General features: G+C 32.2%; 22 protein-coding genes. 10 read left to right on the top strand and 12 right to left on the bottom strand.

Annotation, left to right across the window (positions count from 1 at the left end; translation table 11 throughout):
- Positions 1 to 28 precede the first annotated feature (28 nt).
- The 4 genes from BMX53_RS05725 to BMX53_RS05710 form a co-directional block, all read right to left on the bottom strand.
- Positions 29 to 1,426: a type III PLP-dependent enzyme domain-containing protein gene (locus BMX53_RS05725; RefSeq protein WP_038985176.1), complete on the bottom strand. Its 1,398-nt coding sequence runs from the start codon at positions 1,424 to 1,426 to the stop codon at positions 29 to 31.
- 369 nt (positions 1,427 to 1,795) lie between these two features.
- A complete protein-coding gene (aroB, locus tag BMX53_RS05720) occupies positions 1,796 to 2,863 on the bottom strand; it encodes a 3-dehydroquinate synthase (protein WP_074745056.1) in 1,068 nt (355 codons plus the stop codon).
- 180 nt (positions 2,864 to 3,043) lie between these two features.
- Positions 3,044 to 3,940 carry an arginase family protein gene (locus BMX53_RS05715; protein ID WP_074745054.1) on the bottom strand — a complete coding sequence of 299 codons (897 nt, stop codon included), beginning with the start codon at positions 3,938 to 3,940 and terminating at the stop codon, positions 3,044 to 3,046.
- Positions 3,941 to 3,974: 34 nt separating this feature from the next.
- Positions 3,975 to 5,210, bottom strand: coding sequence for a flavin monoamine oxidase family protein (locus BMX53_RS05710; protein WP_074745052.1), 1,236 nt, complete (start codon positions 5,208 to 5,210; stop codon positions 3,975 to 3,977).
- A 1,115-nt stretch (positions 5,211 to 6,325) separates the two neighbouring features.
- Here BMX53_RS05710 and BMX53_RS05705 point away from each other — a divergent pair.
- From BMX53_RS05705 to BMX53_RS05695, 3 genes are all read left to right on the top strand, one after another.
- Positions 6,326 to 8,110: a hypothetical protein gene (locus BMX53_RS05705; protein WP_063175675.1), complete on the top strand. Its 1,785-nt coding sequence runs from the start codon at positions 6,326 to 6,328 to the stop codon at positions 8,108 to 8,110.
- Positions 8,111 to 8,572: 462 nt separating this feature from the next.
- Positions 8,573 to 9,604, top strand: a complete 1,032-nt coding sequence (locus BMX53_RS05700; protein ID WP_063175676.1) for a LuxR C-terminal-related transcriptional regulator — start codon at positions 8,573 to 8,575, stop codon at positions 9,602 to 9,604.
- A gap of 255 nt (positions 9,605 to 9,859) precedes the next feature.
- A complete protein-coding gene (locus tag BMX53_RS05695) occupies positions 9,860 to 11,032 on the top strand; it encodes a proline dehydrogenase family protein (RefSeq protein ID WP_038987425.1) in 1,173 nt (390 codons plus the stop codon).
- Positions 11,033 to 11,223: 191 nt separating this feature from the next.
- On the opposite strand, the gene BMX53_RS05690 is transcribed toward BMX53_RS05695, so the two are convergent.
- The 3 genes from BMX53_RS05690 to BMX53_RS05680 all read right to left on the bottom strand — a co-directional run bounded on the left by BMX53_RS05690 (position 11,224) and on the right by BMX53_RS05680 (position 13,487).
- A complete protein-coding gene (locus tag BMX53_RS05690; protein WP_063175677.1) occupies positions 11,224 to 11,814 on the bottom strand; it encodes a hypothetical protein in 591 nt (196 codons plus the stop codon).
- A gap of 224 nt (positions 11,815 to 12,038) precedes the next feature.
- Entirely contained in the window at positions 12,039 to 12,701 is a 663-nt protein-coding gene (ung, locus tag BMX53_RS05685; protein WP_063175678.1) for a uracil-DNA glycosylase, read from the bottom strand.
- 147 nt (positions 12,702 to 12,848) lie between these two features.
- A complete protein-coding gene (locus BMX53_RS05680; protein WP_038987430.1) occupies positions 12,849 to 13,487 on the bottom strand; it encodes a LexA family transcriptional regulator in 639 nt (212 codons plus the stop codon).
- Positions 13,488 to 14,258: 771 nt separating this feature from the next.
- On the opposite strand from BMX53_RS05680, the gene BMX53_RS05675 reads away from it, so the two are divergent.
- The 3 genes from BMX53_RS05675 to BMX53_RS05665 are packed head-to-tail and all read left to right on the top strand — an operon-like array spanning position 14,259 to position 19,765.
- On the top strand, positions 14,259 to 15,539 hold the full coding sequence (locus tag BMX53_RS05675; protein ID WP_074745050.1) for a TolC family protein: 1,281 nt from the start codon (positions 14,259 to 14,261) through the stop codon (positions 15,537 to 15,539).
- Between the two features lie 19 nt (positions 15,540 to 15,558).
- Positions 15,559 to 16,659: an efflux RND transporter periplasmic adaptor subunit gene (locus tag BMX53_RS05670; protein ID WP_074745048.1), complete on the top strand. Its 1,101-nt coding sequence runs from the start codon at positions 15,559 to 15,561 to the stop codon at positions 16,657 to 16,659.
- A gap of 19 nt (positions 16,660 to 16,678) precedes the next feature.
- Entirely contained in the window at positions 16,679 to 19,765 is a 3,087-nt protein-coding gene (locus BMX53_RS05665) for an efflux RND transporter permease subunit (RefSeq protein WP_074745046.1), read from the top strand.
- A gap of 90 nt (positions 19,766 to 19,855) precedes the next feature.
- Here the strand turns inward: BMX53_RS05665 and BMX53_RS05660 are convergent, their stop codons facing one another.
- Positions 19,856 to 20,734, bottom strand: coding sequence for an AraC family transcriptional regulator (locus BMX53_RS05660; protein WP_074745044.1), 879 nt, complete (start codon positions 20,732 to 20,734; stop codon positions 19,856 to 19,858).
- A 97-nt stretch (positions 20,735 to 20,831) separates the two neighbouring features.
- Between BMX53_RS05660 and BMX53_RS05655 the strand changes: the two genes are divergently transcribed.
- The 3 genes from BMX53_RS05655 (at position 20,832) to BMX53_RS05645 (ending at position 22,849) form a co-directional block, all read left to right on the top strand.
- Entirely contained in the window at positions 20,832 to 21,998 is a 1,167-nt protein-coding gene (locus BMX53_RS05655; protein WP_074745042.1) for an MFS transporter, read from the top strand.
- A 109-nt stretch (positions 21,999 to 22,107) separates the two neighbouring features.
- Positions 22,108 to 22,476 carry a hypothetical protein gene (locus BMX53_RS05650; protein WP_074745040.1) on the top strand — a complete coding sequence of 123 codons (369 nt, stop codon included), beginning with the start codon at positions 22,108 to 22,110 and terminating at the stop codon, positions 22,474 to 22,476.
- A gap of 22 nt (positions 22,477 to 22,498) precedes the next feature.
- A complete protein-coding gene (locus BMX53_RS05645; protein ID WP_074745038.1) occupies positions 22,499 to 22,849 on the top strand; it encodes a DUF2200 domain-containing protein in 351 nt (116 codons plus the stop codon).
- A 43-nt stretch (positions 22,850 to 22,892) separates the two neighbouring features.
- Here BMX53_RS05645 and BMX53_RS05640 read toward each other — a convergent pair whose 3' ends face one another.
- From BMX53_RS05640 to BMX53_RS05630, 3 genes are all read right to left on the bottom strand, one after another.
- Entirely contained in the window at positions 22,893 to 23,492 is a 600-nt protein-coding gene (locus BMX53_RS05640; protein WP_074745036.1) for a Crp/Fnr family transcriptional regulator, read from the bottom strand.
- 187 nt (positions 23,493 to 23,679) lie between these two features.
- Positions 23,680 to 24,276 carry a GNAT family N-acetyltransferase gene (locus BMX53_RS05635; RefSeq protein ID WP_074745034.1) on the bottom strand — a complete coding sequence of 199 codons (597 nt, stop codon included), beginning with the start codon at positions 24,274 to 24,276 and terminating at the stop codon, positions 23,680 to 23,682.
- Entirely contained in the window at positions 24,269 to 24,808 is a 540-nt protein-coding gene (locus tag BMX53_RS05630; protein ID WP_074745032.1) for a YfiT family bacillithiol transferase, read from the bottom strand. Before BMX53_RS05630 ends, BMX53_RS05635 begins: the two co-directional genes overlap by 8 nt.
- Before the next feature lie 196 nt (positions 24,809 to 25,004).
- Between BMX53_RS05630 and BMX53_RS05625 the strand changes: the two genes are divergently transcribed.
- On the top strand, positions 25,005 to 25,625 hold the full coding sequence (locus BMX53_RS05625) for a class I SAM-dependent methyltransferase (protein ID WP_074745030.1): 621 nt from the start codon (positions 25,005 to 25,007) through the stop codon (positions 25,623 to 25,625).
- Positions 25,626 to 25,629: 4 nt separating this feature from the next.
- Here the strand turns inward: BMX53_RS05625 and BMX53_RS05620 are convergent, their stop codons facing one another.
- A complete protein-coding gene (locus BMX53_RS05620; RefSeq protein WP_074745079.1) occupies positions 25,630 to 26,013 on the bottom strand; it encodes an HAD family hydrolase in 384 nt (127 codons plus the stop codon).
- Between the last annotated feature and the right edge of the window lie 5 nt (positions 26,014 to 26,018).

Below are 26,018 nucleotides of genomic sequence, written 5' to 3'. Positions count from 1 at the left end.
ACTTTTATATTAATATTTCTTTTAATTCTTATTTGTTGTATCCTAAGATTTCTAATACTTGCTCAGCTGTTTGTTGTTCTGAGAACAATTCTGTAGCAATAATACCATTTTCATCTTTATCTATCAAGATGTGTTTTGGTTGAGGAATTAAACAGTGGTGAATACCACCAAATCCTCCAATTTGATCTTGATAAGCTCCTGTATTAAAGAATCCAATATACAATGGTTTTTCTTTATTATACTTTGGTAAATAAATTGCGTTTAAGTTTTGCTCTGAATTGTAGTAGTCATCACTATCACAAGTCAATCCTCCCAAAAGAATACGCTCATAAGCATCATTCCATCTATTGATAGGCAACATTATAAAACGCTTATTAATAGCCCATGAATCTGGTAAAGTCGTAATGAAAGATGAGTCAATCATATTCCATTTCTCTCTATCGTTTTGTTGCTTTTGGTATAAGATTTCATAAATAGCTCCTCCACTCTCTCCTACTGTGTAAGATCCGAATTCAGTAAAGATATTTGGAACTGGCACATCAGCCTCATCACATACAATCTTAATTTGGTTGATGATTTCATCTACCATATATTGGTAATCAAATTCAAAAGCTAATGAATCTTTAATAGGGAATCCTCCTCCGATATTTAAACTATCTAATGTAGGACATTCTTTCTTTAAAGTGATATAAACTTTCAAACATTTTACTAATTCATTCCAGTAATACGCAGTATCTCTAATACCTGTATTGATGAAGAAGTGAAGCATTTTAAGCTCTACTTTAGGATTCTCAGCTATTTGTTTTCTGTAGAATGGTAAGATACTTTTATATCCAATACCTAAACGAGATGTATAAAACTCAAATTTAGGAGATTCTTCAGAAGCGATACGAATACCAATTTTAAACTTCTTATTAATTTGCTCTTGAAGTAAATCAAGTTCTTCGTAGTTATCAATAATTGGAATAGTTTTCTCGTGTTTGTTATTGATAAGATTAGCTATATTATCAATATACTGAGCACGTTTAAACCCATTACACAATACAAAAGTATCCTTGTTTATTTTTCCTGTTTCAAGTAAGTTTTCAACGATGTTTACGTCAAAAGCTGAAGATGTTTCTACGTGAATATCGTTTTTAAAAGCTTCATTAAGCACGTATGAGAAATGAGAACTCTTAGTACAATAGCAGTAATAGTAGTTCGCTTTATATTTATTCTTCTCCATAGCTTTTCTGAACATCGTTTTTACATTACTAATGTTTTCAGAAATCTTAGGTAAATAAGTGAATTTTAAAGGGCTACCATACTTCTCAACTAGACCTAATAAGTCTATATTGTGAAATTGTAAATTATCTTTGTTTAATTTGAATTCTTCTTGTGGAAAGTAAAAAGTTTGGTTGATTAAGTCAACATATTTTGTATTCATGTCTTTTCTTTTTAATAAAGGTTAAAAAAATTCTTTCTTAATTAACTTGCATCTTGCTAAAGATTATACACTTTGTATAAAGATACTAAATCATAATGATTTAAAGCAAAATCTAAAGGCTAACTAAATTTTCAAACTCTAATATTTGCAAATACTATTGGCAACTTATCTCTGAATCTAAACGAATTAAGAGCCTCTTTAGAATACTTGATAATGCCATATACATAATTAGCCTTTTGCCTGACGACAAAACGCCTCACTTTGTGCCTTGCAGACACACAGAATCTAATATATAAAACATCTATTTTCACGACCGCAAATGTAACAAAATATTGGAATGAAAAACTAAAAAGTGATTGTTTTTGAACCTTAATTCAAATAAGCTTCTAATCCTTTTACTACCAACTCTTTGCTCACCTCTATATCATATATAGCAGAGCCTATTTTATCTAATAATACACAACGGATATTACCGCTATAGTTCTTTTTGTCAAACTTCAACCATTCTAAAGAGTTTTCAATGTCTTCTTTTGACATGTCTACTACCCCATAAATACCATGAATTGTCTCTTTAATATCAAGGTATTCTTTTTCTGATAAATGCCCTAATTCTCTAGCTATATAAGCTTCTGCTACCATTCCTAACGCTACTGCCTCACCGTGTAATAAAGTCTCTTTTTCTTCATTCATTAAGTAATAGCTCTCAACAGCATGTCCTACAGTATGCCCAAAGTTTAATATCTTTCTAAGACCATGCTCTTTAGGATCCTGCGTAACTACTTCGTTTTTAATAGTTACAGAATGATAAATCAAAGCCTCCAAATCATTAAAATCAATATTAGCTATATCCTTTAGATACGTATAATACTTCTCATCAAAAATCAAACCATGTTTTAGCATTTCTGCATATCCAGCCTTAATTTGTCGTGCTTCTAATGTCTCTAAATAGTTAACATCTATAATAAGCATCTTAGGCATTGCAAAAGCTCCAATACAGTTCTTGATACCATTTAAATCCACTCCTGTTTTTCCTCCTACAGAAGCATCTACCATAGCTAGTAATGAGGTAGGTATATTTATAAAGTCTATTCCACGCATAAATATTGAAGCGATAAAGCCTCCCATATCAGTGATAACACCACCTCCAACAGTGATGATCATACTTTTGCGGTCTCCACCTAACTCTAACATTGTCTGTATAACACCTGCACAAGTATCTAAGACTTTATTCTCCTCTCCTGCCTCTACTTCTATAATTTCAAAAGGAACATCTGTAGGTAAGTTACTTAAAAAATAAGGTAAACAATGTTCATAACAATTAGAGTCTGTCAAGATAAATAGCTTACTATAGCCATTACTATTTAAATATGAACCCAATTGTTCATAAGCTTCTTGTCCAAATAAGATATCGTAATTCTCTGTTGTTATGTTTTCCATTCTAAATCATTTATGTAATACAAAATAAAGTATAATAAATTGAAATCCGCATTCTAAAATCTTTTTTTAACGAATTAATAATTGAGTTAGTAATAAGCTTTTTTATTGTGATACCTAACTATACAAAACTTCCTCAATAAAGAAAATAAATGGCACTTCAATACCAAAACAGAAGTATGTTTAACCTCTTGTACTAATAATATTCGTCATATTTTGAATAAACTCTTTAGTATAAACACCAGTAGAATCTAGGTCAGGATCTAGAATTGTTATTTCTACACCTATACATTTCTCTGTTTTAATCAGTGGTATAAGTATCTGTTTAAGCTCTTCATAACTTAAACCATCCTCTTGTCTACAATCAACAGCGGGCATTATTTGATCATTTAATACATCAACATCCAAGTGAATGAAAAATCCGTCTACCCCCTGTTGTTCAACGATATTTAAAAAATCAGAAGTAACATTATCTAGTCCATAATCTCTTAATTGATTTAAAGGATAATAGGTAACATTAGATTCTATAATAGGTCTTTCATACTCTAGACCATACTCTCTATTGCCAACACAGAACACCATTTCTTCTTCTAAATAAGGACCTTGATTATCAATATTAACAAGATATGGATGACCAACTCCGCAGGCGATAGCTAAATCCATTCCTGCAGTTCCATGAGTACCAAGATGACCTGGCAACATATAATCAGTGTGACCATCTAAAAAGAATAAACCATAACGCCCTTTTTTCTTAAGAGCTAGAGCACTTCCGATTAGAACACTACAATCTCCTCCTAGTACAATTAGAAAAGAATTGTTTGAAAGTTCTTTTTCTATAATATCAGCCTGCCTTTTAGCATAAGTAATTATTGCATTCGCATTTCTTACTTGAGTAGTCGTGTCTAAATCCATCGTATATTCAGGAGCATCTATCACATATACTTCAGAAGGATTTATCGCAGTATGTAATCCATGTCTTTCTAACCATCTAGGTAAACGCTTTACTCCTGGTTCAATAGCATAATCACTTTGTGCCAAACCTAGATTAGTAGGGCACTCTATTATAACATTTTTTCTCACGTTTAAACTATTTATAAAAACCTATCTAAATAACTTAAAATTTCTTAGCTAAACTAATAGCTGTATCCATAGCTCCATGTATAAAACCGTACTCCGAGTTTTGATTCATCGCCTCTCCAATAAAGAAAAGCTTATTATCAATAGGTTCTGCAGCAATTATCCTTACATTGTCTTCATTAGGCAAAGGAAAGCTATAGGTGCCCTCTATATACTCTTCACTAGACCAATCTTGATAAACAGCCTCTATTAAGCTATCTTTAATATTGCTATCTTTAATATTGCTATTAGAAAGAGCGCTAAGCTCCTTAAAAATGTTCTCTTTTATATTTTCTGGATTATGGTAATAACGTTCTGCATAATCTCCAAATAACAAAGTATAGATAACATATATAGGCTCTTTTCCTTTTAATGTTTTCTGTATATAATATGGAGCATACTCTAAATTAAAATAACTTTTATCAAGGATATTATTGCTAAAAAACAATAAGACTTTAACTCCTTTTCCAAAACCTATTTTATGAAAAGCCTCTCTTTTCTCACTTGGCAATACTGGAACGAAGTTTATTTTATCAGTTTTTAATTGAGAGATTGGCACACTAATGATACACTGAGAAAAACTATATTCCTCTCCTTTTAAAGTTGAGATTCTCACATCATCATTTATATAACTTATTGTTTTCACAGGAGTATTTACTTTAATATAGTTCTGTAAAATATTGTTATAATATTCAAGTACAGTATTAGCCATCGTCTTATCGCGTAAAGCATAATCAGTAGGCTTAAAAGTAGCTAAATTCTCTTTAAACTTCTTACTTGAATAGTTTCTACTACCAGCAGCCATATCCGCCAAAAAAGCTTCTATATAAGAATACATAAACGGATCATCTGTAAACTTTCTCAGCGATTCAAAAACAGACTCATCTTCTTTTAACTCTAAAGTCTTCATATAGTTTAGAAAACGTTCAAATATCTCAGGAACATCTAGGTAGTAATCATGTCTTCCATTACATATAACTTCCTCATATTCGTCTAATTGAAAGACCGCACCTGTAGTGTTGATCAAATCAATCAATGAGTTCTTTTTATCATCAATTTGATGTAGCCATTGACCTCCTAAATCAATAGCGTACCCATTAACAAAAGCCTCTTTAAGACGTCCTCCAATCTGTTTTCTTGCCTCAAATATGGTAACATCGTAGCCCTTTTCTAAAAGTAATTTCCCAATAGTCAAACCTGATACTCCAGCACCAATAATTGCAATTTTTTCCATACAGTTACATCTCTAAATACAGAATGGTAAAATACAAAATAATCAATTAAATAGAAGAATAAAATCAAAGAGGTATTCGTGTATATCTTGGGTATTTGTTTTCATTAGGATTAAAAGGATTATATAAGAGATATGTAAAGCATATTCTATTAGCACGCATAATAGAAGCAAATTGCAATTCGCCCTATGATATAATAACACAATCTATATCCATAGAATTCTCATTCAATCATACTTGTAACTTCACAATGCTTATATTAATCGGATGTAATCTCAGAACAAACGTTGTAGTTAATCGATGGTAGTCCTAAAGTAATCGCCTCTACAGTATAACGTTTATATTAATAGGATACCCCCTAGCATCAGGGTGATAATTCTCCATATATAAAGCCGTAGGCAAACATTCCTCATTCTTCATTTCAAATTCTTAATTAAAAACTGTTATCCTTGTGCTGTAATTCGCTTTGAATCAACTCGTTTACTTAAGCAATTCTTATACTATTCAAAGTAGTACTTTCTACCTATTCGAAAGTTAAAAACACTACCTTTTTTAAAAAATACAATCAGATTTTAATAGTTATTTTAACATCCTAAAAAGGCCAAAAACCGAGTATTCATGCGGTGTTGTCCAGGCATTCTTCGGGAAGTGTTCGGAAACACCCCCTGTTTTGCGAAGAATTTCCGAACCGTTCCCGAACAACACTTGAAGAGAACTCCTACACTCCAAACCACCACTGGGTTTCAAGAGATATGAAAATCGCCAGAAAACAACTATTTATTAAAAATTTAACAAGAAGTAAATAGTCCTATTTAACAATTATTTTAATAAAAACCCCTCCTTTAGAAGTGTAATAATCAATTATTTTTCACCTACCACTAAAACCTTCTCTTTTTTCTATTGTTTGAATAAGAATTAGAGGGGTTAATGAATAACTAATCATTTCTTTTACTTCATTCTGAATTCATATAATAAAGATTTTTTAGTCCCTACTCCCCATTGTTTGATAAATCTATATTATTTCTAGGTTAAAAATCACATTATATGACATTTATCACTTTTTTAATGGAATTATTTAGAGAATTTCCCCCGCTTATAATCAAACATAATAAACCAAATGAAATTTAAACCACTTCATTCATTCCATATTCCCGTAATGGGATTAGCATATACGATCGATAGCCCGATACGTGTTGCCCAATATGGATTGTCTTCTACTATCTCTGTGATGGACGACGAATTGATAGAACGTATGAACAAGTTCTACTGTGAGAAATTTGAGCTTCCATATCAAGAGATTACTAAAAAGATAGAGGACTTTAGAGCCAAGAGAATTACTGCTTATCTGAATACATTAGATACCATTGTCAAAAACAAATTTGACAATCTTAAGAGTAGTTTTTTAGAGAGTAAAAAAGAAATAGAGGACTATATCGATATGCTGCCATCTGTGTCTGAAATTAGACAGAGCTTACAGAAGCACTTAGACGATAAGCTATCTACTGATAATCTTAAACAGATACTAGAGCACCATCTAATCCCTGGTGATATAGATGTCAATATCATGACAAAGGTAGATAGAGAGAACTTTGATAAGAAAGTAGCACTTCCTGTAGAGTATAACGATGCTCACGCTGCCTTAAGAGGCTTTGTCAATAGTACACTTAAGTCTTCTGTCGTACTATCAGCAGGGATGAATCCTAGACTGTTTAGTTATTTTGAAGAGTTTGACGCTTTTTATCCAACGGCTACAGGAGATCTTCAGAAGAGAATTATCCTAAAAGTGAGCGACTTTAGATCAGCTCTAATTCAAGGGAATTTCTTAGCCAAAAAAGGATTATGGGTATCAGAGTATCGCATTGAGTCTGGGCTTAATTGTGGTGGACATGCTTTTGCGACAGATGGATACTTAATGGGTGTAATATTAGAAGAGTTCAAAGAGAGAAAAGAGGAACTAATCAGCTCTACGCATGAGTTATTAGTTAAGGCTCTTGATCAAAAGAACAGACCTATTCCTACTACTCCATTAGAACTTAAGATCACAGCTCAGGGAGGCGTTGGTACAGCTGCTGAACACCAATTCTTATTAGATTATTATAATGTGGATTCTGTAGGATGGGGTTCTCCTTTCTTACTCGTACCAGAAGCAACATCAGTAGATACAACTACCCGCGAGCTATTGGCTAAGTCAAAAGAGGAAGATCTTTACCTAAGTAATATTTCTCCGTTAGGTGTACCTTTTAATAGTATTAAAGGAACGACTAATGAGTTCTTAAAAGCAGATAGAATTAGCAAGAATAAAGCTGGTAGTTCATGTCCACGCAAATACTTAGCTCTAAACAAAAGTCATGATAACGAAGGGTTGTGTACTGCATCTCGCAAGTATCAGACTATAGAGTTAGAAACTCTAATGAGTCAGAAAGAGACTATGTCTTCTGAAGAATATAACCAAAAGTACAGTCAGATAACGGAGAAGGCTTGTCTGTGTATAGGTCTTGCGAATGCTTCTTATCTAGATTTAAACCTTCCTATTAAAGGAGAAGCTCAAGGAGTGGCTATTTGTCCTGGTCCGAACATTGCTTACTTTACTAAAGAAGTATCTTTAAAGCGTATGGTAAATCATATATACGGTAGAGACAACGTAATAGAAACTTCAGAACGACCACATTTCTTCATTAAGGAATTAAGAATGTATCTAGATCATTATAAGAAGGAAAAAGAGGTAATAGCGTTAGAACAATCTGCAGTAAAGAGTAAAAAGCTACTTAAAACAAAAGAAAATTTGCTAGCAGGTATTTCTTATTATAAAACTCTTTTTAGTAAAGACGATAATTACTTTTCAAATGAAAAACAGAGTATTCTAAATGAATTAAAAGCAAGTGAACTAGAACTTATAAACTAAAGGATAATTAAAGCCCAATCAATGATTGGGCTTTAATATTTAAAAGACATGTATAATTCACTGGTTGTACTATTTATAAGTAAACACTCCTCTCTTAGCTTAGATAGCTCTAAACTCGTTAATAAACAGCACAGGCACCTCTTAAAATACACATTAGACTATAGTAGCACTACTTTTTTAAGATTTATCTCGGGTATATGATAGGATTTTAAAAAAAATAAAGAAATTATTAAATATAACAGATTAAAAACAATTTACTCTTATTCAGCAATATAGATATAGTATTGTATAAAAAACCTTTCTTTTTAACGTTTATTCCTAGCCTTTTAATTGGGTACTAGACTAAATTTTTAAGTATTTTTGTCGTTTAGGAAAATATAAACACCTTAAGTTTATGTTGTTCTAATTATAGATTATTATTCAATATCTATACAAAAGGTATTGAGCTAGTTTAAATAATATATGATTCCACCACCATTATTAAATCAATTTCCGTTCTTTGAGACTGATACTCCTAAGTATATTATTATTGGGTTGTATTATGGTATCTCCTTTTTATCCATTATTATATTATTAACCTTATACGTAATATTTAAGTATAAAAAGCTTGGTTTTAACCTTCTTCTACAATTAAGTATTTTCTTAAATTTCTTAGTTAAAGACATCATTTATTTTTACTTACCTGATCACCACGCTACCATTGGTTATCTCGTAGCTTGGAACATTGGTACTTCTTTAGTTTTACTAATACTTCAACCCTACCCGTTCTTGAGGTTTAAGCACAAACAACAGTTCTATAAAACTGGAATCATAGTACTCTTTGCCCTAGTTTCTATAGAGCTGATTTCTAGTCTTTTCATAATTCCTAAGCCAGGAAGTAGCTTTATACATCCTATTACGATTATACTAACTATTCTAGCGTTGTATTTATTCTTTATACTTAACCATAGCTATAGTTATAAAAACTATCTCTCCTTTTTGATTATTTGTATTGCTACCTCGACTATTATACTAGCGCCATCGGTTAATGATACTTTATACGAACTATTTATTGTATGGCCTACACTTAGACTTATGGGGGTACCTATTCTGATTTTTTCTAGCTGTATAACGATGTTAGAAATCAAGAAAATAAATGAGCGAAACTCTATTTATAAAAAATACTTATATCAATATATGTATCTAGTGAAAGACTATCACAAAAAACTAGAACACGAAAGAAATTTAAATGCTGTCAGACCCTCTATAGAAGAAGATTTAGATATTTCTGACTCAAAAGAAGAACCTTTAGGTGTATTAAAAGAGAAATACAGTCTTACAGAGCGTGAGCTTGAAGTCTTAAGCCTTTTATGGGAAGGAGCGACAAACAAAGAAATAGCTGATGAATTATTCATTTCTATAAACACTTGTAAATATCATATTAGTAAAATATATGTCAAGCTAAATATTAATTCAAGAGCGCAGATTTATGCGTTTAAAGATAAAATGGATTAAAAAATAAGCTGTAAGACTTAATATTTTTGCTCTTTTTTTCAATATTTTGCATTTACAGCACTAGCTATACTTATAATGTGTCAATAATTTAAACAAATCAAACACATACCTATTCTATAACTATAATTTTACTAACAGATAAGTAAGCATTCTTTTAAAACATATATAATATTTTAATACGAGTAGAAATCCCTAAAACTATTAAAATATTACTAAAAGAGTATTTATATTTGCCTAACGAATTTACTTTTTATAATGAAAAATTTATTTAATAATACTGAAGTAGCTTTTGCTCTTAAGAACAATAAAGAGTTAAAGAGAGCACACTTTTTATTTAAAATGATTAGTAAGCCTACTTTAGTAAAACTAGGATCTTCCCTTGCAAATTTTGCAATCAAAACTCATTTGCCTGTTACTGGTTTAATCCGTTCAACTGTATTTGATCACTTCTGTGGTGGAATCAGCGAAGAAGACTGCCTAACTGTAGTAGATAATATGTATGCTAAAGGTGGTGTAGCATCTGTACTAGATTATTCTGTAGAAGGTAAAGAGACTGAAAAACAGTTCGACGCAGCTTTAAATATGACTTTAAAGACTATCGAATATGGTAAACAACGTCCAGACTCTATCCCATTTGCTGTATTTAAACCTACAGGTTTTGGTAGATTTGATATGTTTGTTAAAAAAGGTGAGAATGCAACTTTTACAGCTGAGGAAGAAAAAGAATGGGAACGTATTGTTTACCGTTTTAACGTAGCTTGTAAGTTTGCTTATGACAATGATGTACTTCTATTAATCGATGCTGAACACAGCTGGATGCAAGATGCTGCAGATGAGATCGTATTAGATATGATGCGCAAGTACAACAAAGAGAAAGCGTTAATCTATAATACTGCTCAGATGTACCGTTGGGACAGATTACAGTATTTAAAAGATTTACACGAAATCGCTAAAGCTGAAGGATTCCACGTAGGTATGAAAGTAGTACGTGGTGCATATATGGAAGTAGAACGCGAAAGAGCTACTGAAAGAGGTTATAAATCTCCTATCTGTGTAGATAAAGCGGCTACTGACGTAAACTATGATGCTGCTGTTACTTTTATGTTAGATAACCTAGATACAATGGGGTTATTCGCAGGTACTCATAATGAGAAAAGTTCTTACTTAATTATGGACCTTTTAGAGAAACACAATGTAGCTCACAATGACCGTAGATTATACTTCGGACAATTATATGGAATGAGTGATAATATTAGTTTTAACTTAGCGAAAGAGAAGTTTAATGTAGCTAAATACTTACCATTCGGACCTGTACGTGATGTAATTCCTTACCTAATCAGAAGAGCTGAAGAGAATACTTCTGTTGCTGGTCAAACAAATAGAGAGTTAGATCTTATCGAAACTGAAATGAAAAGAAGAAAACTATAATTAATTATAGTTTTTAGATATACAAAAACAGGAGCATATAGCTCCTGTTTTTTTTGTTGTAATTTTTTCTCTTGTCTGAATTAGGATTAAAATATTTGATATTTGGTAAGATATATTAGGTATATCCTATTAGCATGTGTGCTATGGGTGAATTGCAATTAAATAACCCCAGACACATTCTTAGATTGTAACTAATAATCACCTAAAAACAATATGTTCCTTTCTAAATCAGTATCAACAGGTACCATTAAAGAAACCCCATTGTTATTTTTGACATACTTTAAGCTATCTAAGTTTATATATGGGGTAAGATTTTCTTGGCATTCTTCAAATGTTGATCTTCCACACAATACTCCAAAAAAGTCAACTTCCGTTTCTATTTCAAGAGGAAGGTTTTCATCAAAGCCGTTATTTCCATAAATATCAATTGTAGCAGAGATTTTAACAATGAGTTTTTCTTTCTTTGCTTTAAACTCAACTTTAGTATTAGTTACTTCTGTGTGTTCAAATACATAAAAAAGGGCACGTGGTTTTCCTTCATCTTCGCTATACTCTTGCCACTCTATAGTTTTTCCTGCTATATCTTCCCAAATATTGAGTTCATTAGCATTAACACCTAAAAGTATTTCAGAATTAAAAAACAACTTACTTCGACCTATTAAGTCATTTATATCTTTTGCACCTATCTGTAACCCAAAGACCAATTGTTTTAGAGAAGTATTCACATAAGCATCTAAGTATGCATATTGTACATCAAACTCTTTTCCTTTTATTTTAAACATATTGTACGATTCTTTGTATAAGATTTAATTTATTAATTGAACGTAACGGCGAATTGCAATTCTACCCTACAAACAGTATCCTTAAACTGTGTGAAATACGTTATCGGGGGTAATACGATCTATTTTGTGTTATCCCTTTGTGGTAGACGCATGGTAATCGTCGTCTTTACATTGAAATACAGAAGGTAATATAATATCGCAGACATTGTTCATTCCTCATTAAATTAAACTTTCCAATCAATAACCTTTAATCCTTTAGATTCTAAGTAATCATTTGTCTGAGAGAATGGTTTGCTCCCAAAAAAACCTCTATACACAGATAGTGGCGATGGATGTACAGTTTCGATAACAAAGTGTTTAGAACGGTCGATATTCTTTCCTTTTTTCTGAGCATAACTTCCCCAAAGTATAAATACGATATTTTCTCTGTGCTTACTCAATTGTTCTATCACAGCATCTGTAAACTTCTCCCAACCTAATTTTTGGTGAGAACCAGCTTTCTTCTCCTCTACTGTTAAAGTTGCGTTTAATAAGAATACACCTTGCTCTGCCCATTTAGTCAGATCTCCATTAATATTTCTTATGCCTAGATCACTTTCTAGTTCTTTGTAAATATTCTGTAAGCTAGGAGGTAATTTAACTCCTTTACTAACGCTAAAAGATAAACCATTAGCCTGAAAAGCTCCATGATAAGGATCTTGTCCTAATATCACAACTCTAACATCATTAAAATCAACTAATTCAAATGCGTTATATACTTCTTCTTTGGGAGGGAATACCATAGTTGTTTCATATAGACAATTAACATTCTCCATTAAATTCTTGAAGTAATCAGAAGACATTTCTTCTTTTAAATGAGCATTCCAACCTTTTGCTTTTAGTTTCATCTTTTTTATTCAAATATAAGATTTAGACTTATAATAGCTGTGATTTATATAGACTTTATTACCAAGAATAAACTAACTTGCTCAACCTGAGCAAAAAAAAAGAGCTAGAATAATTCTCTAGCTCTTTCTTACTTATTACAGTATAGATTATCCTTCGTTAGCAACTTTCATATTAGGTAAAAATACTCCTCTAACACAAAATACTTCCTTAACATCATCTACTTTTACTTCGATATTTTCAAAAGCGGGATTATCACTTATCAATAATAATTTACCATCGTCAGTTTTACGTTTATAACGATATAGTACAATTCCTTTATCCTTCAATATAAATAAATAGATATGCCACAATTGTAAGTCTTCTATACTAATTCTCTTAGATATTACATAAGAAGTCATTTTAATTGTTGGAGACATATTATCTACTGATACTTGGAATGCTGTATCCACTTCTTCAGTTGTAGGAAAAACATAACTAGGTGCTGTCGCTAATGTCTTCTCTGGATCTAAGAAGTACTCAAAGTGATGATCTATAGAGATCATTTTTACTTTTCTCTTGTGGTAACTAGTGTTATACACTGCAGTTGAATCAGAGAAGAACAATTCGTTCAAGTCTATTTTATGTTCTTTACAAAGAGCGATTAATCCTTCGTACTGTAAGCTATTTCTTTTTTTCCAAGAAGAAATAGTATTTGGTTTCACATCTAGAATGATTGATAGTTGTAAATCAGTTTTAATCCCCATCATTCTTTTCAACTTTTTGATTACTCCTGTTGCGTTTTGCATAGCTTCTTTTTTTAGTTTTTTGTATTTCTTTTTCTTAATTCTCTCTCTAAACCAGGTTTTATCTGCTACAAATGATAAAATTCAAATAATTTAAATTCTGACGATTTGCATGATAATCAATCTTGATTAGTAAATTCTGTACTACTTTAAACCTCTTTAAAGACAATGTGTATAGCTTATAGCCTATTCTTACAGTGATTTAAAGAATTACAAAAATGATTGTCTTATTGTTATTTATATAGTACAAAATACAAAATAACAACACTAATAAATCATAAAATTCAAATAATTTACAGTGTATACCGTTTGCAAATTCGCAAAAATGTATTCATTTTATCATTTAGCAATTATTTTGCCAAGAATTTTAGACAAATAGACCTCTACATTTTGTCATAAAATCACATTAATAGACTGATTTTAAGTTTATATGACAACACATCACATCACAGATTGTGTTTCTTTCTAAAGTTCTAAACATGAAATATACCTTATTTTTTAGTTGATTTTTGTTTTTGGCCTCTTTTTTGTAATGCTCTTATAAAAGTTTAAGTAGGGCATTAAAAGATAAAGCAGATAGTTAATCTTTTAGACAAATGAGAATACTTCATTTAAGCCTATTTGAGTTAATTAGATTGATTATTTGCGATGTTTTAAATTCAGCTAATTAAGAGTTTCTAATCGTATTCTAATGTTGTTTTAATCTGCATCTAATCAAACTCAAAGTGTCCTATAAGAGCTAAACAATAATTTTGACCTTAAAATATATAGACAATGTTTAAAAATACTTTAGTAACTGTTTTATGCGCTTTGACGTTGAGTACTTATGCTCAACAAAGCAATAAAAAGACACTGACTTTATCTAAAGAAGCTGCTGAGGCTATGTTCTTAGAACAGAACTTAGATCTAATCGCTAAGAACCTTGAGATCTCTCAAGCTGAAGCTCAGCTATTACAAGCACGCTTATGGCCTAACCCTACCTTTGAAGTATCTGAAATAAACTTTTGGAAGACAACTGATATTGAAGAACAACCTAAACTTATTGGTAACTGGGGTGAGGCACAGCAATATGCCTTCAGAGTAGAACAGCTTATACAGACTGGTGGTAAACGCAAAAAGAATATAGAGTTACAAAAACTTACTATAGAAGAAAAAAGACAAGAGTTTGAAAGTATTATCCGAGAGCTAAAATTAGAGTTGAGAAACAATCTTTCGGATATTCAGATACTTCAAGAGCAACGCAAAATATATGAAAGACAGATAGAAAGCACTCAAAACCTTACTTCTGCTTATAAAAATCAATTGCAACAAGGTAATATTAGTCAAGCCCAATACATCAGACTTAAAGCCGCTGAATTACAGTTTAAAAAAGAGTTGGTGAACATCAACAAAGAACTAGAGGAAGCTATTAAAGACTTTAAAAACTATATCAGTATAGGTGATAATACACAGATAGAGATAACAGATCTACTAACTGCTCCCAATAAAGAGGTTTCAGAACTAAATTTAGAAAACTGGATTATCACTGCTCAAGAAGATCGTCCTGATGCGATAAAAAGCAAAACATTAGAAAAGCAATCTGTTAAGCGTTTTGAAATAGAAAAAGCACAACGTATACCAGATATTACACTGGGAGTAGATTATGATAGAGGTGGTAATATAATGCGTGATTTCGTTGGTTTTGGGATCTCCTTTGATTTGCCAATATTCGATAGAAATAAAGGAAATATTAAAGAAGCTAAAATAGATATAGAACTAGCTAAACTAGATACGAAAACTAAGCTTAATGAAATAGCTAATGATATTGTAGAAGCTTTTAGAAACTATCATCACGCTGAGGCGCTTTATAAAGATATCGATAGTGATTATGAAGGTCAATTAGATCAATTGCTAGACGCTTACTTAAAGAACTTCCAAAAGAGAAATGTGAGTTTGATAGAGTATTTAGACTTTGTAGAGGCTTATATAGAAAACAAAACTATTCTATTAGAAACTAAAAAAGATCTAAACGATCACTTCGAAAAACTACAATACGCTGTAGGAAAAGATTTATAAAAACTAAACTTAATTGACAATGACAAAATATTCTATACTTACACTAGCCCTATTCAACTTAGCTTTAATAAGCTGTAATAAGGGAGCACAAAACAATGAAGAAAGTACAATAGAGAAAGAGTGTCTATCCGAAGCGATGAAAAGTACGCTAAATATGGAAAAGGTAACTCTAAGACCTATAGAGCGCAGTCTTACTCTTAATGGATATATCGATTATAACCAAGATAAAACAGTTCCGTTTAATAGCTTAGTAGATGGTGTAGTTACTAATACTTACTTCTCACTAGGAGACTTCGTAACTAAAGGACAACTATTAGCCGAAATAAAAAGTGCAGATACTAATGAGATCTACAGTGAACTTAAAGCTACTGAAGCTGAACTAAAAGTAGCTAAAAGAGAACTTGAGTCTGTGGAGTCTATGTATAAAGATGGTATAGCGTCTCAAAAAGAGTTAATAGAAGCTCAAGAGGATGTAAAAACACTAAATAGCAAAGTAGCAGCAGCTAAGAGTAGTCTAGCTATATTCAATAGTCGTGGTGAGTCTGGTGTGGTAAAAGTAGTCGCTCCTCAATCTGGATATGTAGTAACTAAAAATGTTAGTACAGGTATGACAGTAAACGCAGGTGATGAACCTTTATTTACTATTGCTGATTTATCTGATGTATGGATTATGGCTAATGTATATGCCGCAAATATGCGTCATGTACAACCAAACCAAGAAGTTAAAGTATCTACCCTAGCCTATCCAGATGAATACTTCGCTGGAAAAGTAACTAAAGTATCTCAAGTGTTTGATGCTGAAGAAAGAGTCTTAAAGGCGCGTATTTCTATGGAAAATAAAGAGATGAAGCTAAAGCCTGGTATGTCTGCAGATATTATTATTCAATTAGAAACTAATGAAGGTAAATCTCTAGCAATACCTAATACAGCTATCATCTTTGACAACAATCAAAACTATGTAGTAGTTTATAAAAATGATTGTGAACAAGAAGTTAGAAAGATCACTCCTGTTTCTAAAAATAACATCTATACTTATATAGCAGATGGTGTAAAAGAAAACGAGATGGTAGTAACTACTAATGAATTACTTATTTATGAGCAACTAACTAATAAATTGTAATTCGTAAAAGCCTTTATTTATGCAAAAATTCGTCAAAAATATAGTATCCTTTTCACTTAAAAATACATTCATCGTAATCTTCGGTGTATTGTTATTGTTATTCGGAGGGATATATAGTTATATGCACACGCCTATCGAGGCTTTTCCTGATGTAACCAATACGCGTGCGCGTATTATCACTCAGTGGCCAGGTCGTAGTGCTGAAGAAGTTGAGAAATTCATTACTCTTCCTATCTCAAAAGAAGTAAATACTATTCCTAATAAAGCAGAGGTTAGATCTATCTCCCTATTTGGGCTATCTGTAGTAACCGTATTGTTTAACGATGAAGTAGATGACTTCTTTGCTCAACAATACGCTTCTAATAGAATGGGAAATGTAAATCTACCTGAGGGTGCAGATTTTGAAATAGAACCACCTTCTGGAGCTACAGGAGAGATATTTAGATATATTATTAAGAGTGATCTTCCTATCAAAGAGGTTACAGCTATCCAAGATTGGGTTATAGAGCGTGAATTACTTTCTGTACCAGGTGTGGCAGATGTCGTGAGCTTCGGTGGTGAAGAAAAGATATTTGAAATTCAGATTAACCCTACAGAGCTTATTAACTATGGTTTATCGCCATTAGATGTATACGAGGCAGTAGAAAAAAGTAATATCAACGTAGGTGGTGATGTTATTCAACGTGGGGATCAGGCCTATGTTGTACGTGGTGTGGGTTTATTAGACAATGCTGAGGATATAGAAAATATCTTAATTGAAGTAAAAGGAAGTACTCCTATTCTAGTAAAACACGTAGCTAATGTAGTTGTATCTGCTAAACCTCGTTTAGGACAAGTAGCCTTTCAAGATGATGAAGATGTAGTACAAGGTATCGTAGTTATGCTACGTGGAGAAAACCCTAGTGCTGTTATCGAAAGCCTAAAAGATAAGATAACAGACCTTAATGAGCGTATCTTACCTAAGAACGTGCAAATAGAAACTGTAGTAGATAGAACTCACTTAGTAAATACAACCGTAAAAACAGTTACTAAAAACTTAATAGAAGGTGTTGTATTAGTATCTATTATTGTATTTATCTTCTTGTATAACTGGCGTACTACATTCATCGTAGCTTCTGTTATTCCTTTAGCCTTCTTGTTTGCTATTATCATGCTTAAAATACAAGGGCTACCAGCTAACCTTATCTCAATGGGAGCTTTAGACTTCGGGCTATTACTAGAAGGTACTCTAGTTATCGTAGAGCACGTCTTTGTCGGTCTAGAGAAACGAGCCGAACAGGTCGGAATGACAAGGTTTAATAGAATGTCTAAACTAGGGACTATGAAAAAAAGTGCCACTAGTGTAGCAAGTTATATCTTTTTTGCTTTGCTTATTCTAATTGTAGCACTAATGCCTATCTTCTCTTTCCAAAAAGTAGAAGGTAAAATGTTCTCTCCCCTAGCCTTTACACTTGGATATGCATTACTAGGTTCACTTATACTGAGTTTGACTTATGTACCTGCTATGTGTAAACTATTATTGACTAAAGATATTAAAGAGCGTGAGAATGCTATCTCTAGATTCTTTAAGAACAATATCTATAAGATGTTTAACTGGAGTTTTACGCATAAGAAACTAACACTTTCTATGTTTATAGGTCTTCTAGTAATCTGTGGAGTAAGATTCCACTACTATGGTTCGGAGTTCTTACCTAAGTTAAATGAAGGTGCTTTATACATTAGAGCAACATTACCTAGTAGTATTAACCTTGACGAATCAGTAAGATTAGCTAAAGAAATGAAAGCTAAACTTAGAGAGTTTGACGAAGTTAAGTTTGTTTTAACTCAGACAGGACGTCCTAATGATGGTACAGACCCTACTGGATTCTTTAATATAGAATTCCATACAGAGTTAAAACCAGAAAGTGAATGGACACGTAAAATAACGAAAGAAAAGCTTTTAGAAGAGATTAGATTAAAGCTAGAGAGTTACCCAGGTGTGAACTTTGGATTTAGTCAACCTATACAAGATAACGTAGAAGAATATGTAGCTGGAGTTAAGAGTTCTTTGGTAATCAAAATATTCGGAGATGATCTATTCGAATTAGAGAAGTATGCAAATCAAGTAGCTAAGAGCATTAAAGATGTAGAAGGAGTTACTGATCTTAATGTATTTAAAAACATTGGTCAACCAGAACTTAGAATTAAGCTACACGATCACAAGATGGCTAAGTATGCTGTAACAATGGCTGATGCTCAAGCTGTAATCGCTATGACAATCGGTGGACAGGCTGCTACTACATTATATGAAAATGAGAGAATGTTCGATGTAGTACTTCGTTTTAATAAGGAATATAGAGATTCTGCTGAGAAGATTGAAGAGATATTAATTCCTTCATTAGATGGGAAACAAGTACCATTAAAAGAGATAGCTACTATTGATTATCACACTGGACCTGCCTTTATTTATAGAGAAGGTGGTAGTAGATATATCGGTATCGGATTTAGTATAGAAGGAAGAGATTTAGGAAGTACTATCGCTGAAGCTAGAGCTAAAGTAGACAAAGAAGTAAAATTACCTGCTGTTAATAAAATGGAATGGGCTGGAGAGTTTGAAAGTAAAGAACGTGCTGCTACTCAATTAACTTTAGTAGTACCTATTTCATTAATTTTAATTTTAGTATTACTGTACTTCAACTTCGGTAATGCCAAGGATACAGCCATAGCAGCACTGACAATTCCGTTTGCTTTTATAGGAGGATTTTTATCTCTTTGGATGACTGGCACGATATTTGGAATATCTGCTGGTATAGGGTTCATTATTCTTTTTGGAGTTGCTACTATTGATGGTATTGTATTAATTGGAGTGATGAAAGAGAATTTACAACATCGAATGCCACTTAAAGAGGCTATCAAAGAAGGTGTTAAGAGCCGTATTAGACCAGTAGTGATGATTGCCTTAATGGGATCTATGGGATTACTACCTGCAGCATTGTCTAATGGTATGGGATCAGAAATACAAAAACCATTAGCCATTATGATTGTAGGAGGATTGATTATGTGTATGATTCTTTCGTTCACTATCCTACCTCAGGTATTCTACTGGGCATACAGAAATAAGAAGTAGAGATTTTTTCATATATATTTTTTTGGAGAGGCTTTGTGTTTTGATAACATAAAGCCTCTTTTTTATTCAAGAATATCCTTGTGTTACTGGTTATAGAACAATATTATTCTGCAATATTTGAGGGACATCTGTTTTAGGAGGCAACCCTCTCTTAAACTCTAAAGGGCTAATAGAGGTATGCTTCTTAAAGAACTTTGTGAAATGGCTAGAATCTGTAAAACCAAACTCTATAGCTATAGCTGATAGAGAATACTCACTACTTTTTATTCTAGTCTTTATAAGTTCTATTTTTAAGGCGTTAATGTAGCTACTAACGCTCATTCCCATTTGTGTCTGAAAGAAGTTTCTAAACCCTGATTCAGAAAAACCAAATGTAGGACTTAATGACTTTAAGGATAACTTCTCTGGAAGGTGAATATTAAGGTGTATATAATTCTGTATTCGCTCTATTTTGGTAGCGTCATACACATCAGGATTAAGTGTATTCCTAGAGTATTTGTCCATTAATAACAATACACTTCTCAATAGATTAGTATGTAGTTCTGATACTTTTTTGTCATTCACTTCCCATTCTATTATCATTAAATCAACAATAGAAGTAATCTTAGTAACCAACTCTATATCAATAGGATTGTTTTTATTCCCTTCCCATCTTCTAGATAAACTACTCAACAAATTATCCCAATAATCAGTAAGGCTGATATTCATTCCTTCTTTTACAGCACTAGGCAAAAACTTAATGACTTTAAATCTTGTCTTCTCCTCTATATAAAAGTGATGACTATCCTCTGGAGATAAAAAGTATATAGTATCTCCTGAGTATCTCGACTCTTCTTTATTAAGATCATGTACACCGCCTCCTTCGCTAATAAGCATGAGCTCATAATGGTTGTGGTTATGATAAGTAAAAGGCCATTCTTCTGTGCGAAAATGCCTTAAAAATAAAGGTTCAAACTGTATTAACTTCATAACACAAACATAGCGAATAATACTATTAATATAGCATTATATACAACAATTGAATTTAGAACTCCCTTATTTTTGCGAGCTTAACAAACTAAACAATATGTCAATCAAGAATAAAGAAAAGTACGCAATCCCTGTAATGGCCTTTACTGCAGGAACCATTGTAGCCAATGTATACTACAGCCAGCCTATTCTTAAGAATATCGCAGAGACACTTAATGAACCTGAAACTGTGGTAGGTAAAGTAGCTATGCTAGCTCAGATTGGTTACGGTGTAGGAATGTTCTTTCTATTGCCTTTAGGAGATAAAGTCAATAGGAAAAACTTAATCATAACTATTGCATTTATACAGATGATAATATTACTACTGATGACTAATACAGAGCATCTGTCTAGCTTATTAGCACTAAGTTTCTTAGTTGGAGTCTGCTCTACTCCGGCGCAAATCATATTACCTATGGCTGCTTTACTAAACAAAGATAACAGAGGTAAAAGTGTAGGAATTGTTTTCAGTGGTATTCTTTGTGGTATCTTAGGCTCTCGGCTTATCAGTGGCACACTTACAGACTTATGGGGATGGCAGAGTGTATTTGCGTTCTCAGCCATTATGATAGCCTTAAGTATAGTACTAATGTGGTTCTTTTTGCCTAATGCTCCTATTAAATTTAAAGGAAATTACTTTAAGTTATTACATTCAACGCTTTGTCTAGTAAAAGAATACAAAACATTAAGACAAGCAGCTTTACTAGGATCTTTTACCTTTGGTATATTCTGTTCTTTCTGGACTACATTAACCTTTCATTTAAGTGATGCTCCGTTTAACTATACGCCTTCTATGATTGGGATGTTTGCTATCGTTGCCATCGGAGGTGCTTTAGTAGCACCATACTTTGGAAAGTTAGCAGATGGAGGTAAGATCTTTCAGAACTTATTCCTTACTATTTCTCTAATCATAGTCAGTTTAGTCGCTATGCTTATCCTCCCACATTCTATACTTGTATTAATCATTGCTATTTTCTTGTTAGACATTGGTGTACAAGCTACACAGATTACTAATTTTACTCGTATTTATGCCTTAAATGAAGAAGCTCACAGTCGTCTAAATACAGTCTACATGACCGCCTATTTTGTAGGTGCTGGTATAGGAACCTTCTTTGGTTTAATCAGTTGGAATATTGGTGGCTGGACTGGATCTTTAACTCAAATGTTAATATGGAGCTTCTTAGCAATGGGAGTTGTTGTTCTGTCTAAAAAAGGAAAGCTATAAAAGGGTAACTCCCTCTCTTTTAACATATAAATAATATTCACACTTTGTATTTGTTCTTGTCTTGGTTATATTTACATAACTATTAACCAAACTAACAACTAGAACAATAATGGGATTATTTAATTTTTTTAAGAAAAGTAAAATATTAATAGATACTTCTAAACCTTGTAATTATGCGGATATCTGTAGTTATGATGAGGCTGAACAATATTATCAAGCAGGTCAGTTAGGTAAGTTGTATCTTATAGGACTTACTTTTGGTGGAGATGATTCCCCTGTCAATACTTTATATGCTCCTCAGGATGCTGTAGTACAAAAAGAAGCTATAGATCATCATATAGAAAGCCAACTTAGAGAAGGTTTAAAACTACAATATAGAGCATTCACTGAGTATAAAGAAAATAGCTTTATTCCTAGTAGAATTCTTATAGAAATAGATGGTGATAAGACATATACTGAGGAAATAGAAATATGGTAATAGTATTTAAGACTTATTAATTATGAACAATCACAAGATATATAAAACCTCTTTTGCAAGTGTATATCCTCATTACATTACAAAGGCAGAGAAAAAAGGAAGAACTAAAGAAGAAGTTGACCTAATTATCCTTTGGTTAACAGGTTATAACCAAACTACCTTAACTAACTTAATAAATGATAAGACAGACTTTGAGACTTTTTTTAATAATGCTCCTCTTCTTAATCCCAATGTTCATAAAATAACAGGAGTAATCTGTGGATATCGTGTAGAAGATATAGAACACCCACTAATGCAAAAGATACGTTATCTAGACAAGCTAATAGATGAACTCGCTAAGGGTAAATCAATGGATAAAATATTAAGAACTTAAAAATAAAACAAATAGGTCACTAAGAACAGCGACCTATTTGTTTTTATAACACTATTTTGCCTTTAATAATACGGAGTTTATTATCAGACTTTAACTTCTTAATGGTACGAATAACGGTTTCGACTCTAAGTCCAGTCATATCTCCAATTTGTTGTCGTGTCAAATCCACAGTAAATAATTTAGTTTCATTCACTTCACTTGCCCAGTTTGCTTTCAGATAGTTAAGTAAAGTCATCACGCGTCTTTCTGAATCTTGTGTTGTTATATCAGGTAACATGATTCCTTTAAAATAAAGTCTATGAGAAACGCTCTTATGTACTTTAAGAGAAATATGATGATTCTCTTTCAGCATTAAAAAGAACGCTTCACTAGGAAGTACATATAAAAATGACTTTTCCATAGCAATAGCATTACAGAGATAATCAACACCTAAGAAAAGTGTAGGTTCTCCAAAGGACTGTCTTCTAGTTCGTATACTATAAATAAACTCTTTATCATCTTTTTCGAAGGTATTTAATTTAATCTGACCGCTTACTATTTGATAAAAGAATTCGGCGGGCATTCCTTCTTCAAAAACAAAATCATCCTTTTCATAACAAACTAGTTCTGCTCCATATTTCATTAATAATTCCTTATTGATCATAACTATCTATAAATTATTTTATATTAAAGATAGTTTAAAACCAGCGGTTTTAAAAGGAGATAAATGCAATAAAATCAACAGATACTTTAATAATCAATACTTTATGATTATCATCATATATTTAATTTGTATAAGTCAATTCTATGTTAAAAATAAGATGTATTTAACGATAATGTTCTTTGTCAAACTATCTATTAATCAAACTCTCTATCTTGTTCTTCGCAATTTTCCATTCATTATCAAGAATACTGTAATAAGCAGCATTTCGAGTAGTCCCATCATTCTGTATTTTATCTTTTCTAAGAACACCTTCAAATACTCCTCCTATCTTCTCAATAGCATTTCTAGAACGTATATTATCATCCTTAGTCTTAAGTTGAACTCTATTAACCTTTAGTGTTTCAAAACAATACGTCAACAATAGTAATTTACACTCTAAGTTTACTACTGTCCCCCAATATCCTTGTGTAATCCACGTCCAACCTATTTCTAGCTTTTTATCGGCTTCATACATCTCAAAGAAACGCGTAGAACCAATAATAGCATTAGTCTCTTTATCTAAGATTACAAATGGATATTGTCCCCCCCTATCTCTTGCAGCTAAAACATTTCTATAATTTGCATAAAAAGTATCTCTATCTGAACAATCTGTAGGTACTAACCTCCACAACTCCTTATCCGAACTTACCTTATACAATTCTTCTAAATGATGCTCTTCTAAAGGCACTAATTTGACTATATTTCCTTCTAATACTAAAGGATATGGTATCCATGAATTATTCATAATAGTTATATTGTTTAGCGTTGATAATATGATTGAGATGGTGGTTACAGTGCCAAGCATAGATTCCTATATTCACTCTTAAAGAAACTATTTCATGATTAGCAGGATGAATAAATGTTCTATCTAGTTCTGTATTAGATAAACTTTTGAGCAATACTGCCCATCTAAAATGCAGTCCCTCTAAAACAGCCAAAGAACTCTCTATAGGTAATTTAGAATCTGTTAACTCTGCCCATAGATGCTCTGCATAAGGTTTGATTATAGGCTGTTCTTCTGTCAATGCTAGTTTAAATCTTGTCAAACTATTCATATGACTATCTGCACAGTGATGCACGACTTGTCTTATGGTCCAGCCTCCAGGTCTATATCGCTTCTCAAGATCTTTATCAGAAAGTCCTTCGACCTCTTGTTTAATTTGTTTTGGAAACTCCTCTATTGTCCTAATCCACTCAGCAAGTTGTTTATCTGTAATAACTTTAGGCATTACAAACTCACCAATAGGATACCTTAGCAATTCTATATTCTCTGTCATATTGTTGTGTTTATTGCAAACGAAAGTATAAAAAAGATACTTTAGATGATAGAATCTAAATAGTGGATTACACTAAGAGACAAAAACTGCTCCTCAAAAGGCACACTCTATAGATGAAGATACAGTTTAGAAGAATCTTCTTAATTAAAAGAAAAACATGTACTTTCGTCTCTCAATAAAATAAGACTTTTCACACATGAACTGTACCCTTTGCCATACGCCTTTAGTTAATAAAATAGATGATGAATATTATTTCTGTTCTACTTGTGAGGCTTATCTAAAAGATGAGGTACATTATTTTAATTCCGAAAAGGAGAAAAATCATTATGAATGTCATAATAATGATGTAAATGATATCGGTTATCAGAACTTTACTGCTCCTGTTACTAATGCAGTATTAGAGAACTGTACACCAGATATGCTAGGACTTGATTATGGTTGTGGTAAAGGACCTGTTATTACTAAGCAACTAGTAGAGAAAGGGTATAAAGTAAACCTATATGACCCTTACTTTCACCCAGATACAGCATACCTACACTATCAATATGATTATATCTTTAGTTGCGAAGTATTTGAACACTTCTATAATCCATTAGAGGAAATAAAGAAATTAAGTAGTATTCTTAAACGAAGAGGAATCTTAATTATCAAAACACATCTATACAACAATCAAACTGACTTTAAGAATTGGTATTACAGAAAAGACTTAACACATGTATTTATCTATACATTTAAGACTTTTGAATATATTGCTGAATACTTTAATTATGAAGTAATTACTCTCACTGAGCGCTTAGTAGTATTAAAGAAAAAATAAGAAACTAAAGACCAACCTCTGTAAGTAATTCATTGCAACGTTCTTTCCAATCGCTATCTCCTATCCAAACTCCTTTAACGTCAGAATACCTATTAATATCATTTAAAGCGTTTAAATCATCGTCTAAATGCCAAATAAGCCCACTTCCACCTATCGTATAGCTTTTATCTGCTCGATTAGTAAACACGATATGCTTATGCTCAATACCTATTTCATCCGCTAAAGCAAATAAATCTTCATTAGTTTTACTTCCATTCATCACACGCAATAGCTCATTATATCTACCAGTAACGATAAATACATCAATTCCTTTAGTCACTAATTCTTTAGCGTACCCTTGTACTATGTTCTCTGTTAAGGTTCCATCAAAGTCAAATGATACTCTCATTTTGT

Origin of the sequence: Myroides marinus, assembly GCF_900109075.1 — a bacterium.
Taxonomy (GTDB): Bacteria; Bacteroidota; Bacteroidia; order Flavobacteriales; family Flavobacteriaceae; genus Flavobacterium; species Flavobacterium marinum_A.
Note: the sequence above shows the minus strand (reverse complement) of the source record. Positions and strands in the feature narration are given on the sequence as shown.